The organism is Sphingomonas segetis (assembly GCF_009720245.1).
Taxonomy (GTDB): domain Bacteria; phylum Pseudomonadota; class Alphaproteobacteria; order Sphingomonadales; family Sphingomonadaceae; genus Sphingomicrobium; species Sphingomicrobium segetis.
On sequence record NZ_WJSQ01000052.1, the window covers coordinates 1 to 16,491 of the forward strand.

Genomic DNA, 16,491 nt, shown 5'->3' on the forward strand with positions numbered 1-16,491 from the left:
CGAGGGCGGCGGCCAACAGAGCGACCGCCGCCGCGAGCGCCAGCCAGGGACTGCGGCGACGCTGGGGCGGGCTTTGCGGGTTCCGCGGCGCCGCCTCCGCGTTGGAGGGCGGCTTCGCCTCGGCTTTCATCTCCTCATGCCCTGGCATCGGCATTCGTGCATCGGTGGGTCTCGCCGCAGGCGGCTGAAGCGGCTCTTCGGACTCGCGCAGCACCAGCCGATAGGCGGCGCGGCCATCGGTTGCGACGCCGGCGATCGGCTGGCCGGATCCAGGGTGGCCGGATCCGCCGACGATCAACGCTCCGTCGGATTGCTCGACCCGTCCGCCGGCGGTGTCGAATGCTTCAGGCTGCTCGGCGAAGAAGTGGGTGGTCCGCGGGCGAAGCCCAAGCGATCGCGGGAACCGGAGGCGAATCGATTTGCCCTCGCGCACGAACGTTCCGCCTGACGCCGCGCGGGGGAGTCTCTCGGCCGCGCGATGAAGCGAGACCCACTCCGCGCTCCTGGAACCTCGGCCCGCTGTCAGGTCCAGGCGCAGCGTGGCGCGGAGCGGGACGCACTGGGTGGCGGTGCACGCGGCCCAGTTCAGGTGGGCGACGATCGGAACCGCCGCGCCCTCCACGAGCGACGCCGGCACACGCATCGGCGCGAGCAGGATGTGCTCGCCTTCGTGAACGTAGCTGTCGATGCCGTCCGCGCTCAACAGCGTGGGCGCGGGGTGCAGGAGCGGACCGAAGCTGACTCGGCCGGGGGCGCTCCACCGGACCGTCGTCGCGATCCCGGTGTCGCCGGGATTGCTCCAGTAGCCGTGCCAACCGGCCCTCGGAGTCATCCGGATGCCGACCAGAACCGTGCTGCCGGGCGCCGGGTCCAGAGTAGCGGCGATCAGCTCGGCGGGCATGTAGCGCGCGGGGTCGGCCGCGGCCGAAGCGATTGACGGCGCCAGCAGCGCCATCAACGACAGGACCAGTCGGCGCAGCATCGGCTACTCGCCGGACCTGCTCTCCTTCGCAGCGGCACCGGCGCGCGCCTCCTTCACCGATTCGCGAAGCTGGTCGAGCGTCATCCCGCCGAAGCTCTGGGTGCTGCCGATGATGAAGCCCGGCGTTCCATCGAGGCCGAGCATCTGGGCCTGTTCGTCATTGCGGGCGAGCAGGTCCTCGATATCCTCCGAATGGTCGACCATGTCCTTCTTCAGCCGCTCCCAATCGACCCCCGCCTTGCGCGCGGCGGCATCGACCTTCTTGTTGGTGAGCGGGCGCGGAGTTTCGAACAACGCGTCGTGGACCGCAAAATATTTACCCTGGAACTTGCTTGCGACGGCGATCAGCGCCGCGTGCTCGGACGCGGCGCCGAAGATCGGCCAGTCGCGGAAGATCACTCGGACCTTCTTGTCCTCCGCAAGCAACTTCTTGAGCGGCTCATGCGTGGCGCGGCAGGCGGGGCACTGGTAATCCATGTACTGGACGATCGTGACGTCGTAGCCCTTCGGCGCGACCATCGGCGCGTCGGGGTCTTCGGTGAAGAATCGGCGCGCTTCTTCGGTACTCGCCTCCGGTCCCGGCGCCGGAACCGTGGTCGCCGCCGCTCGAGCCGAGAAAGTTAGTGCCGAGACCGCGAGGACAAACCAGCGCATGGAACGTTTCAACTTCAATCTCCAGGGGGATGCGGGCCGGTCAGCCCGCCATGCCGACCATGGCCAAGAGGCGGTGCATTGCAATTGGAAACGGGTCGATCTCGACGGGCCGTGGCCTTTGTCGGACAGCTTGGCGCACGACCGGGGCTTTCATCGCGCCTGCCCGTTCGCTAGCCCCGCGCCATGACCGCGCTGGATGTCTTCGTCTTCCTGCTGCTGATCGGCGGCGCCGCCGTCGGCTTCGTGCGCGGCTTCGTCCATGAGGTCGTGTCGCTGCTCGCATGGGTGGTCGGAATCGCCATGCTCAAGCTGTTCCACACGCAGTTGTGGAGCGGGATCGACAATTCGTTCGGCACCAGCCCCGCCGCCGGGGCGGTGCTCGCCTTCGCCCTCCTGTTCATCCCGAGCTTCCTGTTGGTCAAGCTGCTCGCCCGCTCGATCGGCGGACGGACGCGCCGCCATGCCGTGCTCGGGCCCTTCGACCGGACGCTCGGCGGCGGGTTCGGCATGCTCAAGGGGCTGCTCGGCGCGACGCTCTTCTTCCTCCTCGCCAACCTCGCCACCGACATGGTCTATGGCCCGCAGGCCGACCGGCCGCAGTGGATGACCAAGTCGCGCACCTATCCGCTGCTCAACGCCAGCGGGCGAGCGATCGTCGACTGGGTCGAGGCGCGGCGCGGCCATCCAGGGGTCGGAGAGGAATGATCCGCCTCCACGACACGATGGCGCGCGAGAAGCGGCCGTTCGTCCCCGCCAATCGCAACCGAATCACCATGTATGTGTGCGGCCCCACGGTTTACGGCCGGGCGCATATCGGCAATGCGCGGCCGGCGGCGGTGTTCGATACGCTCGCGCGGCTGATCCGCCACGAGTTCGGCGCGAACAGTCTCGTCTATGCGCGGAACGTCACCGACGTCGACGACAAGATCATTGCCGCAGCGCAGGCCGAAGCGGTCGAACCGAGCGTGATCACTGAGCGCTATGAGCGCAATTACCTCGATGACATGGGCGCGCTAGGAGTTGCGCCGCCGACGATTGCGCCGCACGCGACCCAGGAAATCGGCCCGATGGTCGCGATGATCGCGCGGCTGGTCGAGCTCGGCCACGCTTACGAAGCGCAGGGGCACGTCCTCTTTTCGGTTCCGAGCGACCCCGATTACGGCGCGCTCAGCCGTCGCGACCGCGAGCAGATGATCGCTGGTGCCCGCGTCGAGGTCGCCCCCTACAAGCGCGACCCCGCCGACTTCGTGCTGTGGAAGCCGAGCCCCGAAGGGGTGATCGGCTGGGACTCGCCTTGGGGCCGCGGCCGGCCCGGCTGGCACATCGAATGTTCGGCGATGATCAAGGCCCACCTCGGCGAGACGATCGACATTCACGGCGGCGGGCTCGACCTCATCTTCCCGCATCACGAGAATGAGATGGCGCAGAGCCGCTGCGCCCATGCCGGGTTGCCGCTTGCGCGCTTCTGGGTCCACAACGGCTTCGTCGACATGGGCGCCGAGAAGATGTCGAAGAGCCTCGGCAACATCGTCACGCCCGCGGAGCTGCTGGCGCAGGGCCATCGCGGCGAGACGCTGCGCCTGGCGCTGCTGTCGGCCCACTACCGTTCGCCGCTGCCCTGGACCGAGGCGCTGATCGACCAATCGAAAACGATCCTCGACCGGCTCTACCGGACAGCCGGGGATGCGGCGCCGGGACAAATCGATCGTGAAGTGGTCGAAGCGCTTTCGGACGATCTCAACACCCCCGCCGCGCTTGCCCGGCTGCAGGCAATCGACGACGCCGCCACGTTGAGTGCGAGCGCGGGCTTGCTCGGGCTGTTGTCGGAGAGTGCCGATAAATGGTTCCGGGGGGGCGCCGACGACGTTGCGATCGAGGATCGGATCGCTGAACGCGCCGCCGCGAAGAAGACGCGCGATTTCGCAACCGCCGACCGGATCCGTGACGAGCTCAAGGCGGATGGGATCGTCTTGGAGGATGGGCCCAGCGGCACCACATGGCGGCGCGAATGACGGAGCCGCTCTACACGACCGAGATTCTGCGCCTCGCCGCGTCGCTCAGCGAGCCGCGCGAGCTCGACCGGATCGACGGCTGGGCCGAGCTGCGCTCGCCGACCTGCGGCAGCCGGATAAGCACCGCCGTGCAGCTCGACGGCGAGCGCCGGATCGAAGCCGTTTCCCAGTGGGTGCATGCCTGCGCCTTCGGCCAGGCCTCCGCCGCCCTGCTCGAACGGCACGCGGTCGGTCGTGCGCACGGCGATGTCGACAATGCGCTCATGCTGCTCAGCCGCTGGCTGGCGCGGGAGCAGGAGGAAGCCGGCGACTGGCCCGGCCTCGCGAAGCTCTCGCCGGCGAGGCATCGCAAGTCGCGTCACGGCGCCATCCTCCTGCCGTTCCGTGCACTTGTCGCGGCGATCGAGTCGGCGCGGTGAACCCAGGGGACGGCACCGCACAGGCGGCCGCCGCAATCCTCCAGAGCGGAGCCATCATGCTCGGCGCCGCGCTCGTCTTCGTCACCTTGTTCCGCCGGCTCAGGCTCGGCGCGACGCTCGGCTATATCGTCGCCGGCGCGCTGATCGGCCCGCAGGTTCTCGGCCTGATCGGCGACCCCGAGGAGCTGACCAGCGTCACCGAGATCGGAATCGCGCTGCTGCTCTTCATCGTCGGGCTGGAGCTTCGGCCGGCGCGGCTGTGGCGCTTGCGCAAGGACATTTTCGGGCTCGGCCTCGCGCAGGTGGTGCTCTGTGGCCTCGCCATCAGCGCGCTTGCCTACCTGGCGCTCGGAATCTCAATCCAGGCGGCGCTGGCGATCGGCTTGCCCCTGGGGCTCTCGTCGACGGCGCAGGTGCTGCCGATGCTCCGCTCCGACAACGATCTGAACACGCCCCAGGGCGAGCGCGCCTTCTCGATCCTGCTCTTCCAGGACCTCGCGATCGTGCCGATGATCACGATCATCGCGGCGATGGCGCGCACTCCCCCGGATCCGAGCGCGCCCGTCGGCCTCGCCCTGGCGCTCTACACTTTGCTCGCCGTGATCGGGCTGGTGCTGGTCGGACGCTACATCCTCAATCCGCTGTTCCGGCTGGTGGGGCGCCTAGGGGAGCGCGAGCTGTTCGTCGTCGCCGGGCTGTTCACCGTGGTCGGCGCCGCGGCGGTCATGCACGCGCTCCACCTGTCGGTGCCGCTCGGCGCCTTCGTCGCCGGCGTGATGCTCGCCGAATCGCCGTACCGGCACGAGCTCGAAAGCGACGTCGAGCCGTTCCGCTCGATCCTTCTCGGCCTGTTCTTCCTCTCCGTCGGCATGCTGCTCGACCTGACGGTCGTCGCCGCGCGGCCGTTGTTCGTGATCGGGCTCGCAGTCGCCGTCATCGCGACGAAGACGCTCCTCATCACCTTGCTCAGCCGCGCCTTCAGATCGAGCTGGACTCGGAGCTTCCGTCTCGGGCTGCTGCTCAGTCAGGCCGGCGAGTTCGGTTTCGTACTCTTCGCCCAGGCGACCGCGGCCCTGCTGATCACGCCCGAGGCCGCTGCGCTGTTCGGCGCCGTGGTTACGCTGTCGATGGCGGCAACGCCGTTCCTCATGCGCCTGACCGACTGGCTCGAACGCCGCGAGGAACGCGGGGCTGCCGATCTCGACGGGCCGGAGCTGTCGCCGGAGACCAGCGCGATCGTGGTCGGCTACGGACGCTTCGGTCAGACCGTGACCCAGATGCTCCAGGCCAAGCGCATCGGCGTCACGATCATCGACAAGAAGCCGAGCCAGATCGAACTGTCGGGGGAATTCGGGACGAAGGTCTATTACGGGGACGGCTTGCGGCTCGACCTGCTGCGCGCGGCCGGTGCGGAGACCGCCAAGGTCATCGCCTTCTGCAACGACAATGAAGGTGGCGAGCTGTCGCGCAGCGCGGTGAAAGCGGTGCTCGAAGCGTTTCCCCAGGCTTCGGTGATGGTCCGCGCCTTCGACCGGCGCCATCTGATCGAGTTGCGCGGGCTCGACCTGGTCCTGGCCGAGCGCGAGCTGTTCGAAAGCGCAGTGGTGATGGGCAAGGCTGCACTGCGAGCGAGCGGAATCCCGGCCGCGGAGGTGGAGCGCGTCGACCACGAATACCGGATGCGCGACTGTGACCGGCTGGAACGGCAGCGCCAGACCGGCGACATTCGCGCTGGCTGGGAAACGTCGTTCGGAGAAGAGCGGCCCTTGCCCGACAAGGAGGCGACGCCGGCCTAAGGTTTTGCCGCGAGGAAATCGTCGAGCGCGCGGAGGATCGAATCGACGACATCCTTGTGCGCGCCGGCGCCGCTCTTCACGTGGATGTGCGCCTGCTCGTAGGCCGAGCGGCGCTCGCCCGACAGCCGTTCCAGAGTCGCCTTCGGGTCACCGTTCCGGAGCTGAGCGCGGGTGTCGCGGCGCGAGGTCCGCTCGGCCAGGATGTCGACCGGCGCGTCGAGCCAGATGGTGATTGCCCTCTCGTTCAGAAGCTCGCGCGTGCGCGGATCGATGAATGCGCCGCCGCCTGTGGCGATCACCCGCATGTTTCCTTCGTCGACCAGGCGCGCCACCAGCCGTCGCTCACCGTCGCGGAAATCGTGTTCGCCATAGCGTTCGAAGACTTCGGCAGGAGTCAGGCCGGCGGCGTCCTGGATGGCGGCGTCGCTGTCGACGAACGGCAGCCCGAGCCGCCGCGCGAGGCGCCGCCCGACCGTCGACTTGCCAACTCCCATCAGCCCGACCAGCACGATTGGCCGATCGAGGCGCTTCCCCAATTCATTCACGCTGGGGGCTATACAGCGGCGCACCCGCTCGGCAAAAGCGCCCGCATGTCGCGGTTAGTGGTGCTCATCTTCCTGCTCGTCGTCATCGTCGGCGCGCTCTTCTATCTTTCGACCGTTCCCGAGGAGCAGCCGACCCACACGATCGAGGTTGCGGTGCCGCAGGGGACGACGGGAGGCAATGCGCATTAAGACCCTGCTGATTGCCTCGGCTGCCGTCGCGATCGCGCTGCCCGCTCTCGCGCAGCAGCTGGTGCAGGCGCAGCCGCCGCCGTCCAACCAATATCCCGGCGGCGGAATTGGCGGGGCTCGGCCTCAGCCGCAGCCTTCCTCTCAGCCGGACCGATCGAACGTCGACCTGGGGGGCGGCGCCGACGAGAGCGCGGTGGAGGTGGTCATGCCGACCAACCTGCTGCCGGCGCGGCCGATCGAGCCGCCGGTCGAATATCCGGGATGGGCACGGCGCGACCCGTGGGCCGTCGGGAAGCTCGAGCCGGCCGAATACGGGCTCGGGACCGATCCGTGGGGCGACACGAGCGGCGCTTTCCTTTCGACGCTGATGCGGCGGATGGACACGCCGATGGCGTCGCGCTGGGCGCATATCGCGCTTCGCAACGCGCTCCTCGCAAAGGCGCGGGCGCCGCGCGACGTGCACCCGGTCGACTGGGTAGCGGAACGCTCGTGGCTGCTCCTGCGCATGGGCGAAGCCGATGCGGCGCGGATGCTGGTCGATGCCGTCGACACCGACCGCTTCACGCCCAAGATGGTGCAGGTCGCAGTCCAGTCCGCACTCGCCAATGCCGACGCGGCGGCGCTGTGCCCGCTGCAAAGCGGCATCAGGAAGTCCGATCCGGCGATCCGCCAGCTCGTGCAGGCGATGTGCGCGTCGCTCGCCGGCGACCCCGACAGCGCCTCGGCCCAGATCGACAATGCGCGCCGCTACGGTCGCATTGGAGGGGTTGACCTCGCACTCGCGGAGAAGGTGGTCGGAGCGGGTGGAAGCGGGCGCGCGGCCACCATCGAATGGGAGCCGGTCGAAAATCTCAGCGCGTGGCGCTTCGGCCTTTCGGTCGGCACCGGCATGGTCCCGCCGGACCGGCTGATCAAGGCGGCGTCGCCGCAACTCCGCGCTTTCCAGGCGCGGGCGCCGCTGCTGTCGCCGCAGCAACGGCTCGACTCCGCGCTGATCGCGGCGGGGCTCGGCGTTTTCTCCTCGCAGAGCCTCGTCGATCTCTATTCTGCGATCTACGAAACGACTGACCCGGGCGACCTCCCATCGACCGACGCATGGCAGCTCCGCGAGGCCTTCCTCGGTAAGGACGAAGCGACGCGGCTCGCCGCCATCCGTCACCTGCTTGGAATCGGCAAGGATGGCTTGCGCAAGGAGGCGGCGCGGGCGCTCGTTGCGCGCGCGGCGACTCTCGTCACTCCCGACGCCGCGCTCGCCAAGGACGCGCCGGACCTCATCTCGGCCATGCTTGCCGCCGGCTACGACCGGGCCGCTGCGCGCTGGATCCCTGCCGTCGGTGGAATGGACGACGAGAACGGCGACCGCTGCTGGGCGATGTTGGCGCTTGCGGCGCCGAACATCGCCGACGTGGGCAGCGGCCGGATCAACGCCTTCATCCGCCGCGACAAGAGCCCGAACAAGGTGCGCAGCGCCTTGCTGGTGGCGGGGCTCGCCGGCTTGGGGCGCATCAGCGCCGACAGTGCGAACTCGATCAACCAGCGCAACGGGCTCGGCCTCGGGCGCACGAGCAGCTGGACGCGGATCATCGATGCGTCAGCCGGGCGCGGTCAGGCGGGCACGGTGCTGGTGCTGGCCGGAACGGGCTTCCAGACGCCGAGCTGGAACAGAGTTCCGTCCGCCCACCTGTATCACGCGATCACCGCGCTCGAGCGCACTGGCCAGGATTTCACGGCGCGGATGATCGCCGCCGAGGCGCTGTCGCGGACGTGATCGCCGACGATCGCGCGCTGGTCGATCGTTTCCTCGACATGCTTTCGGCAGAAGCCGGCGCATCAAGGCACACGATCGCCGCCTATCGCAACGATCTTGCGCGGGCGGCGGAAACACTTGGCGGACTCGGCTCGGTGTCTGCCGGAGACGTTTCGCGCCTCGGCAGCAGCTGGGCAGAACTCGCTCCGTCGACGGTGGCTCGGCGCTCGGCCGCGCTCAGGCGTTTCTTCGGCTTCCTGCTCGACGAGGGCCTCCGCCGCGACGATCCTTCATCGGCCCTGCCGCGTCCACGCTTGGAGCGGCCGCTGCCGCGAATCCTGGACGAGGAGGAGGTCCGGCGCATGTTCGAGGCGGCGGAAGACCGCGCCGCGAGCGGCGAGGCGAACGCGGTTCGAAACCTTGCCTTGCTGGAGCTGCTCTACGGTTCCGGCTTGCGCGCGAGCGAGCTCGTCGGCCTGCCGCGCGGTGCCGTCCGGCCTGAACAGCCGTTCCTGATGGTCCGCGGCAAAGGCGACAAGGATCGGCTCGTGCCCATCTCGACACGGGCGCAGGCGGGCGTCGGCAAGTGGATGGAGCATGTGCCAAGCGCGGCATTGTGGCTGTTCCCGAGCGGCAAATCCCATTTGAGCCGCGTTCGGCTGTTCCAGATCGTGCGCGCGATGGCCGCCGATGCCGGGATTGCGCCCGAGCGGGTGAGCCCGCACGTGCTGCGCCACGCCTTCGCAACGCATTTGCTGTCCGGCGGCGCGGACTTGCGGGTGCTGCAGTCGTTGCTCGGCCACGCCGATATCGCCACCACGCAGATCTACACGCATGTCGACAGCGCGCGCCTGGTGGAACTGGTGAATGCCCGCCACCCGCTGGCGACGCGCGGTCGTTGACCTCAACAGCAGCTTCGGCCTAGGCGCCGGCCTGAATGTTGACGTACCTCGATTTCGAAAAGCCCATTGCCGAGCTCGAGGCCAAAGTTGCCGAGCTGCGCGAGACGGCGAGCGGCTCTGACATCGATATCGAAGCCGAAGTCGGGCGGCTCGAAACCAAGGCCAACAAGCTGCTTCGCGACGCCTATGCCAGGCTGACTCCGTGGCAGAAGGCCCAGGTCGCCCGCCATCCCGAGCGGCCCCACTTCAAGGATTATATCGCCGGGATCGCCGACGATTTCCTCCCGCTCGCCGGCGACAGGTCGTTCGCGGACGACCCGGCAATCGTCGGCGGGCTCGGGCGGATCGACGGCCGCCGGGTAATGCTGATCGGCCATGAGAAGGGCGCCGACACGGCCTCCCGCCTCAGGCACAATTTCGGAATGGCCAAGCCGGAAGGCTATCGTAAGGCGATCCGGCTGATGAAGCTGGCGGACGAGTTCGGCATCCCGGTGGTGACGCTGGTCGACACGCCGGGCGCTTTCCCCGGCGTCGAGGCCGAAGAGCGGGGGCAGGCTGAGGCGATCGCCCGCTCGACCGCGGAGTGCCTCGCGCTCAACGTGCCAATCATCGCGGCCATCGTCGGCGAGGGCGGGTCGGGCGGAGCGGTCGCGATCGCGACCGCCAACCGCGTGCTGATGTTCGAGCATGCCGTTTATTCGGTCATCTCGCCGGAGGGTTGCGCTTCGATATTGTGGCGGACGGCGGACAAGGCGGCGGAAGCGGCGGAGGCGATGAAGATTACCGCTGCCGACCTTCAGGCGCTCGGGGTCGTCGATCGCGTCGTCGAGGAGCCGCTCGGCGGAGCGCACCGCGATCCCGACGCCGCCATCGGTGCGTTGAAGGGAGCACTCGTCGAAGAGCTCGACGGCAGCGGGAAGCTGGGGCCGAAGGAGCTTCGCGCACAACGCCGCGCGAAGTATCTCGCGATCGGCTAAAGCAGCCTCGAAACCGCATCAGTCATTCTCCGTTCAAATGGCAGAGGCATTGTTCTCGCCGCGATACGAAGGATTCAGGCAGAAAATGCGAAACCGCGTCCTATTGCTGCTCGCCGGCGCTTTGGCGCTCACGCCCGCCGCCGCGCAGCAGACCCGCTATCTCGACCCGCGCGACGTCGCTGAAGCGCAGCGCGACAATGCCCAGATCGTAGAGGAGCTGGGCGGAGCGGAGACTGGTCCGCGCGCTGCATACGTCGAATCCGTCGGCCGCAGGGTCGGCGCTTATTCGGGCATCGCGAGGCCGGGCCAGGCGCTGCATTTCACGACCCTCAACTCGGCCGTCGAGAACGCTTTCTCGGTGCCCGGCGGGTACGTCTACATCACGCGCCAGCTGATGACTCTCATGGGCGACGAATCGCAGCTCGCCTTCGCGCTCGGCCACGAGGTCGGCCATATCGCCGCGGACCACGCCCACCAGCGCGAGGCGGTCGAACGCGAGCTGACCTGGCGCGCGCTTCCCGAGATCCTGCTCGGCCAGATGATGGGCGGATTCGGCAACCAGATCGCGCTTCGCCGCGCGCTCGCGGTCAAGCTGCAGACGCTGAGCTTCTCGCGCGAGCAGGAATATGAGGCCGACACGCTCGGGATGCGCTACATGATTGCCGCCGGCTACGACCCCGCGGGCGCGGCGCAGCTGCTTCAGTCGCTGAGCCGAGAAACGGCGCTGCAGTCGCGGGTTCAGGGGCGTAAGAACCGGCGCATTCCCGAGTGGGCATTGACCCATCCCTTGAGCGAAAACCGGATGCAGCGCGCCATTGGGGAGGCGCGCGCCCTGGGCCGGCTCGGCAGCGGGATTCACAACCGGGACCGGTTCCTGAGCCAGCTCGAGGGTGTCTACGTAGACGACGATCCGGCCCAGGGAATCATCGACGGACCAGTATTCACCCATCCCGACTTACGCATCCAGTTCCGCGTCCCGGCCGGCTATCTGATGTCGAACGGCACTTATGCAGTGACGATCTCGGGCTCGGCAGGGAAGGCGCAGTTCAGCGGCGGGCGCGCCACCGGCTCGCTCGACGATTATGTGCTCAAAGTGCTCCAGCAGCTCATCCGCGGGCAGGGCGAGATCGCGGTTCCGCGGCCGCGGCACATCAATGTGAACGGCATGCCTGCCAGATATACCACCGCCCGGGTGAATACCCAGTCGGGTGCGGTCGACGTCAGCGTGATAGCCTACCAGTGGGATTCGCAGCACATCTACCATTTCGCGATGCTGACGAAGGCCGGGACGGGATTCGGTCCTTTTACGCCGATGGTCAATTCGCTGCGCAAGATCACGCCCGGTGAAGCCGCGCAGATCCGGCCGCGGATCATCCATGTGGTGACGGTCGCGCCGGGCGACACCCTGCGGTCGCTGGCGAGCCGGATGGCTTATCGCAATTTCCAGCTGGAGCGCTTCCTGACGCTGAACAACCTTTCGGCCAACAGCAGGTTGCTGCCTGGCCGCAAGGTCAAGCTGGTGGTTTACGGCCCGCGGCGGGCCTGGGCGACGCGGCTCACATCACGGAGCCGACGTTCGAGTTGATTCTGCCCCACATTCCGTTGGCGCCGCCGCCGAGCGCCTGAAGGCCGCCCATCATCGCAATGATGATGAGGGCCGCAATCAGCCCGTATTCGATAGCAGTCGCCCCGCGCTCGCTCGTGCCGAGCAAGCGCAAGCACTTTCGGATAGCGCCCACGCCACCCTCCTCTGGTCCACGTCCACGCGGCGGGTGTAAGTCGCGGCCGGTTAACAAGTCTTACCTTCAGACAGTTAATGCGACGTCATCCCTGTGCTGCGGTCCAGGCGGCGAAGTGGAGGATTTCGAAAGTTTCGGTTGTCCGTCCGCCTTCCGCGGCTGCGCTGAACGCACGAGCGGCGGCATCGCGCTGAGCGCGGGCGAGCGACGGGGCCTTGGCGCTGAGGATGCTTGTCGCACCCATCGCGCGCAGGTCCGCGACGAGCCCTTGCAACGACCGATACGAAGCCTGCACGCGCTCGATGTCGACCACCGGCCTTTCGAAGCCGGCATGCTCGAGCAGCGGGGCCAGTGCCGACGCTTCGATTCGAGGATGGACGTGCGGCGCCGCGACTCCGGAGGCCGCGTCCGCGGCGCGCATCGCTGCGCGCAATCGCGGGAGCGTGTCGCCGCCCGACATGGCTCCGATGAACAGCGCATCGGCAAGCATCGCACGGCGCACCAGCCGGAGCGCGAGCGGGAGTTCGTTGACGGTATCGAGCGTGCCGACCGCGAACACCAGGTCATATTCTCGCGATGGTGGCTCCCAGGCATCTTCCACGATTGTTGAGCCTCCGCTCAGCGAGGCGAACAGCGGCCCCGGCTCGCGAACGTCGACTTCGCCGGCGAGGCCGCTTAGCCGCCGCGGCCAATCGGCGTCGGGACAGCCGACCAGCAAGGCTTTCCCGAAGCGCCGATTGCTGAGCGCAATGCGCTCGAGGCAATCGGCGAACACCCGTTCGAACAGGAACAGCTCCGGCCGGATTCGTGCCGCACGGTCGCGGCGCATGGCGCGCAGCCTCATGTCGAACAGTTCGGACATTGCGCGGCTTGTGCGATGCGGCGGGCCAAGCGACAAGAAGCAATGGACGGGCTTCGAGTGCTCCTCAGGGCCTGCGCGCGCACGGCGCTCGATTTCGCGCTGCCGCCGCGCTGCGCGGGATGCGGTACCATCGTCACTGACGTCCACAGCTTCTGCGCCGATTGCTGGAAGAGCATCGAGTTTCTCGGCGACGGGGGTTGCGAAACCTGCGGGCTGCCGCTTGAGGCGACCGAGCAGACGACTTGCGCGCGCTGCATGGCGGTTCCGCCGCGGGTCGAGCGCAGCCGCGCCGCGGTCGCGTATGACGAGCTGTCGCGCACCCTCGCGATCCGCCTCAAATACGGCCGCAAGGTCGCGATCGCCCGGACCATGGCGCATTACATGGCGCCGCTGGTGAAGCCGCAGCCCGGCTCGGTGCTGGTTCCCGTCCCGCTCCATCGCACGCGGTTGTGGACGCGGGGCTTCAACCAGTCTGCGCTGGTCGCGCGCGAGCTGTCGCGGCGGCTGATGATCGATTCCGATCCGATGCTCCTGCGGCGCACCCGGCACACCCCGCCGCTCAAGGGGATGAGCCCGCTGCAGCGGCGCAAGACGGTGGCGGGCGCCTTCAGGGTCAGGGATAAGGCGTCGGTCGCCGGGAAGACGGTCATCCTGGTGGACGACGTCCTCACCACCGGCAGCACCGCCGAGGCCTGCGCCCGCGTGCTCAAACGAGCCGGCGCAGCCCGCGTCGAGCTCGTCAGCTGGGCGCGGGTGGTGAAACCTTCCCAATTGATGCGTTGAGCCGCATGCCTAAATATCGGTCTCACAGGAGCCGCCGGTGTCGATCGAGATTTATACGAAGACCTTTTGTCCCTATTGCTGGCGCGCCAAGGCGCTGCTCGAGGCCAAGGGCGTCGAGTATCGCGAAATCTCGGTCGATTATGGCGGCGAGTTGCGCGAGCAGATGATCCAGCGCGCGCGGGGACGAACCACCGTCCCGCAAATCTTCATCCGCGAACACCATGTCGGCGGTTGCGACGACCTCTTCGCCCTCGAACGCGACGGCCGGCTGGACGATCTGATCTCATGACGCGGATCGCGCTTCTCCAGTCGACCACCGGCATCGACCCGGCGGCCAGCCGCGGCGCGCTCGAACAGGCGATCGCCGCCGCGGCGCAGGGTGGCGCCGAAATGCTGTTCACCCCGGAGATGTCGGGCCTGCTCGACCGCGATTCGGCGCGCGCGGCGAAAAGCCTGCGCAAGGAGAACGAGGACGAGGTGCTGGCCGCCTGCCGCGAGGCGGCGCGACACCACCGCATCTGGCTTCACCTCGGCTCGCTTGCCGTGCTGGCCGAGGACGGCAAGGTCGCGAACCGCGGCTTCGTGGTTGACCGCGAAGGCGAGATCCGCGCCCGCTACGACAAGCTCCATCTGTTCGACGTCGACTTGCCGACCGGAGAAAGCTGGCGCGAATCGAACGTCTATTCGGCCGGGAGCGGCGTCGTGCTGGTCAACGGCACGCCGGTCGGCAAGCTCGGCCTCACCATTTGTTACGATCTGCGCTTCCCCGGATTATTCGCGCGCCTCGCCGAGGCGGACGCCGACATCATCGCCGTGCCGGCGGCGTTTACCGTCCCGACCGGCAAGGCGCATTGGCACATCCTCCTGCGTGCCCGGGCGATCGAAGCGGGGCTGTTCATCGTCGCCGCGGCCCAGGTCGGGCGCCACGAGGATGGACGACAGACCTTCGGTCATTCGCTGGTCGTCGATCCCTGGGGCGAGGTCATCCTCGACATGGGCGAGGAGCCGGGCGTTGGATTTGCCGACATCGATCTCAAGCGCATTTCCGATGTGCGCGGGCGCATACCGGCGCTTCACCACCGCCGGCCGATCCCCGACGCGGTGATCCTGTGATCGTCTTCGACCTGCAATGCCGCGACGGCGGCGAGACGTTCGAGGCATGGTTCCGCTCCAACGCCGATTATGAGGAGCAGAGCGGGGCGGGGCTCGTCGAATGTCCGTTCTGCCAGTCGGCGAACGTCGCCAAGGCACCGATGGCGCCGCGCCTGCCGAGGAAGGGATCGGATAACCCGCTCGCCCGCCTCGCCGCGATGCAGGCGGAGATGCTCAAGGAATCGCGCTGGGTCGGCGACCAGTTCGCCCATACGGCGCGTGCCATCCACAGCGGCGAAATGGCGCCGCAGCAGGTGCACGGCAGCGCCACGCTCGAGCAGGCAAAGGCGCTGGTCGAAGACGGAGTCCCCGTCGCTCCGCTTCCGCTGCCAGTTACACCGCCAAGCCAGGTCAATTGAACGGGTGCGTGATGCCCGGCTGGCCTGCCGCCGGGAGTGGGCCTTCGGCCGGGGAATGATGCCGGGCATCACGCTCGTCGACGATGAGCCAACAGTATACTCTAGTCATGCACTAGGGAATAGCATAATGCTTCTGCTCGCCTTGGAATTGCGGCGTCCTGCCGCCGCGGGATCGGGCGAAAAAGCAAGCGGGGTCGGCCGAGGTGGCGAATTGATCGCCGGTGATGCAGGCCCTATTCGGAACAGGAGCGACCCCGTAGCTCAGCAGGATAGAGCATCAGATTCCTAATCTGAGGGCCACAGGTTCGAATCCTGTCGGGGTCGCCAAATTGAAGGGGTAGCGACATGGCGACGATGCAGCCGCGGGCTCAAGGCAAGTCGGGCCTACTCAGCCACCTGTTCGTGGAGCATCCGCGGTCGCTCGGCATGAGCTGGGCGGAGCATGGGATCGGCGCGGTTGCGATCGGCGCGACGCTCGTCGGTGCGGGGCTCGCCTGCCTCGTCCACGCGCTGGTGCCGGGCTGGTTCACACAGACCGCGGGCAAGACCGTCACGCGCATCTACGACCATATCCAGCAGCGCAAAGCCGGCGCCGCAAACCCGGAGAACTGGCCTGACTACGAAATCTGACCGGGCGCTCCCGGTCGCGATTGTCGGAGGCGGCGCATCGGGCACGATCCTCGCCGTGCAGCTGGCACGCCGCGGCATCGGCTCCATGTTGATCGACGGCAGCGGACGCGTCGGCCGCGGCGTCGCATATTCGACGAGCGAGCCGGTGCACCTCCTCAATGTCCGCGCCGAAGGGATGAGCGCGCTGGCCGGCGAGCCGGGCCATTTCGCCAAGCGCTTCGAGGCCGAGGGCGGCGAGCCGCGCGGATTCGCGCAGCGGCGGCTCTTCGGGCGCTATCTCGCCGAGCTCCTCGAGGACTCCAAAGCATCGGGGCACACGCAAGTGGTGCATGCGTCGGCGGTCGGCGCCGAGCGTTCGGTCGGCCGGTGGCGCATCGCGCTGGACGATGGCTCGGCGATCGAAGCCGCAGGGATGGCGCTGGCGACCGGCAACCAGGAACCGGGCGGGCTGAGGGCCTTCGAGTCGGCGGGTAAGCGATACATCGCCAATCCCTGGGGCGGCGACGCTCGCGCTGCGGTCGAAGATCTGGCGGTGAGCGGCGGCGATGCCTTGCTCATCGGCACCGGCCTGACGATGGTCGACCTTGTCCTGTCGCTCGACGCCGCCGGTCACCAGGGCGCGATTGTCGCGCTGTCACGGCGCGGGCAGGCGCCTCGCGCCCATGCGGATTTCGAGCCTGCGCCTGTTCAGGCAGGCGAGGTGCCGCACGGGAGCCTGCGGGCGATGTGGCGCTGGCTGCGCC

20 protein-coding genes and 1 tRNA gene are annotated in these 16,491 nt (G+C 68.0%); 16 read left to right on the forward strand and 5 right to left on the reverse strand.

Features of this window, described 5'->3' with window-relative positions:
• Both GH737_RS06935 and GH737_RS06940 read right to left on the reverse strand, forming a co-directional pair.
• Positions 1-982 (reverse strand): protein-disulfide reductase DsbD domain-containing protein (locus GH737_RS06935; protein ID WP_275401948.1); only part of this gene is annotated, 982 nt, incomplete at its 3' end.
• A 3-nt stretch (positions 983-985) separates the two neighbouring features.
• Positions 986-1,636 carry a DsbA family protein gene (locus GH737_RS06940; RefSeq protein WP_155264121.1) on the reverse strand — a complete coding sequence of 217 codons (651 nt, stop codon included), beginning with the start codon at positions 1,634-1,636 and terminating at the stop codon, positions 986-988.
• Between the two features lie 183 nt (positions 1,637-1,819).
• On the opposite strand from GH737_RS06940, the gene GH737_RS06945 reads away from it, so the two are divergent.
• From GH737_RS06945 to GH737_RS06960, 4 genes are read left to right on the forward strand one after another with little or no spacing between them, the layout of a single operon-like run.
• Positions 1,820-2,341 (forward strand): CvpA family protein, encoded by a 522-nt coding sequence (locus tag GH737_RS06945; RefSeq protein ID WP_155264122.1) that lies wholly within the window; start codon positions 1,820-1,822, stop codon positions 2,339-2,341.
• Positions 2,338-3,648 (forward strand): cysteine--tRNA ligase, encoded by a 1,311-nt coding sequence (cysS, locus tag GH737_RS06950; RefSeq protein ID WP_155264123.1) that lies wholly within the window; start codon positions 2,338-2,340, stop codon positions 3,646-3,648. The genes GH737_RS06945 and cysS overlap by 4 nt, the downstream gene beginning before the upstream one ends.
• On the forward strand, positions 3,645-4,067 hold the full coding sequence (locus GH737_RS06955) for an iron-sulfur cluster assembly scaffold protein (RefSeq protein ID WP_155264124.1): 423 nt from the start codon (positions 3,645-3,647) through the stop codon (positions 4,065-4,067). Before cysS ends, GH737_RS06955 begins: the two co-directional genes overlap by 4 nt.
• 56 nt (positions 4,068-4,123) lie before the next feature.
• Complete coding sequence (locus GH737_RS06960) at positions 4,124-5,863, forward strand: monovalent cation:proton antiporter-2 (CPA2) family protein (protein WP_155264134.1); 1,740 nt, start codon at positions 4,124-4,126, stop codon at positions 5,861-5,863.
• Here GH737_RS06960 and GH737_RS06965 read toward each other — a convergent pair.
• On the reverse strand, positions 5,860-6,408 hold the full coding sequence (locus tag GH737_RS06965; protein ID WP_230558674.1) for a shikimate kinase: 549 nt from the start codon (positions 6,406-6,408) through the stop codon (positions 5,860-5,862). The genes GH737_RS06960 and GH737_RS06965 overlap by 4 nt on opposite strands.
• Before the next feature lie 45 nt (positions 6,409-6,453).
• Between GH737_RS06965 and GH737_RS06970 the strand changes: the two genes are divergently transcribed.
• From GH737_RS06970 to GH737_RS06990, 5 genes are all read left to right on the forward strand, one after another.
• Entirely contained in the window at positions 6,454-6,597 is a 144-nt protein-coding gene (locus GH737_RS06970; RefSeq protein ID WP_155264125.1) for a hypothetical protein, read from the forward strand.
• Positions 6,587-8,365 carry a hypothetical protein gene (locus GH737_RS06975; RefSeq protein ID WP_155264126.1) on the forward strand — a complete coding sequence of 593 codons (1,779 nt, stop codon included), beginning with the start codon at positions 6,587-6,589 and terminating at the stop codon, positions 8,363-8,365. The genes GH737_RS06970 and GH737_RS06975 overlap by 11 nt, the downstream gene beginning before the upstream one ends.
• Positions 8,365-9,246, forward strand: a complete 882-nt coding sequence (locus tag GH737_RS06980; protein WP_155264136.1) for a tyrosine recombinase — start codon at positions 8,365-8,367, stop codon at positions 9,244-9,246. The genes GH737_RS06975 and GH737_RS06980 overlap by 1 nt, the downstream gene beginning before the upstream one ends.
• 35 nt (positions 9,247-9,281) lie before the next feature.
• A complete protein-coding gene (locus tag GH737_RS06985) occupies positions 9,282-10,223 on the forward strand; it encodes an acetyl-CoA carboxylase carboxyltransferase subunit alpha (protein WP_155264127.1) in 942 nt (313 codons plus the stop codon).
• Between the two features lie 85 nt (positions 10,224-10,308).
• Positions 10,309-11,808: a M48 family metalloprotease gene (locus GH737_RS06990; protein ID WP_196233027.1), complete on the forward strand. Its 1,500-nt coding sequence runs from the start codon at positions 10,309-10,311 to the stop codon at positions 11,806-11,808.
• Here the strand turns inward: GH737_RS06990 and GH737_RS06995 are convergent.
• Both GH737_RS06995 and GH737_RS07000 read right to left on the reverse strand, forming a co-directional pair.
• The gene (locus tag GH737_RS06995; protein WP_230558675.1) at positions 11,780-11,962 is read right to left on the reverse strand and encodes a Flp family type IVb pilin; all 183 of its coding nucleotides are present in this window, start codon (positions 11,960-11,962) and stop codon (positions 11,780-11,782) included. The two genes, GH737_RS06990 and GH737_RS06995, sit on opposite strands and share 29 nt — an antisense overlap.
• A gap of 85 nt (positions 11,963-12,047) precedes the next feature.
• Complete coding sequence (locus GH737_RS07000) at positions 12,048-12,824, reverse strand: SAM-dependent methyltransferase (protein ID WP_155264129.1); 777 nt, start codon at positions 12,822-12,824, stop codon at positions 12,048-12,050.
• 42 nt (positions 12,825-12,866) lie between these two features.
• On the opposite strand from GH737_RS07000, the gene GH737_RS07005 reads away from it, so the two are divergent.
• From GH737_RS07005 to GH737_RS07030, 7 genes are all read left to right on the forward strand, one after another.
• Positions 12,867-13,607: a ComF family protein gene (locus tag GH737_RS07005; RefSeq protein ID WP_155264130.1), complete on the forward strand. Its 741-nt coding sequence runs from the start codon at positions 12,867-12,869 to the stop codon at positions 13,605-13,607.
• Positions 13,608-13,644: 37 nt separating this feature from the next.
• Positions 13,645-13,896, forward strand: coding sequence for a glutaredoxin 3 (gene grxC / locus GH737_RS07010; protein WP_155264131.1), 252 nt, complete (start codon positions 13,645-13,647; stop codon positions 13,894-13,896).
• The gene (locus tag GH737_RS07015; protein WP_155264132.1) at positions 13,893-14,720 is read left to right on the forward strand and encodes a carbon-nitrogen hydrolase family protein; all 828 of its coding nucleotides are present in this window, start codon (positions 13,893-13,895) and stop codon (positions 14,718-14,720) included. Before grxC ends, GH737_RS07015 begins: the two co-directional genes overlap by 4 nt.
• Positions 14,717-15,118: a DUF1178 family protein gene (locus GH737_RS07020; RefSeq protein ID WP_155264133.1), complete on the forward strand. Its 402-nt coding sequence runs from the start codon at positions 14,717-14,719 to the stop codon at positions 15,116-15,118. Before GH737_RS07015 ends, GH737_RS07020 begins: the two co-directional genes overlap by 4 nt.
• A gap of 250 nt (positions 15,119-15,368) precedes the next feature.
• A tRNA-Arg gene (locus tag GH737_RS07025) sits at positions 15,369-15,445 on the forward strand.
• An 18-nt stretch (positions 15,446-15,463) separates the two neighbouring features.
• Positions 15,464-15,748: a DUF6356 family protein gene (locus tag GH737_RS15205; RefSeq protein WP_196233028.1), complete on the forward strand. Its 285-nt coding sequence runs from the start codon at positions 15,464-15,466 to the stop codon at positions 15,746-15,748.
• Between the two features lie 55 nt (positions 15,749-15,803).
• A partial coding sequence (locus tag GH737_RS07030) for an FAD/NAD(P)-binding protein (RefSeq protein ID WP_196233029.1) occupies positions 15,804-16,491 on the forward strand: 688 nt, incomplete at its 3' end.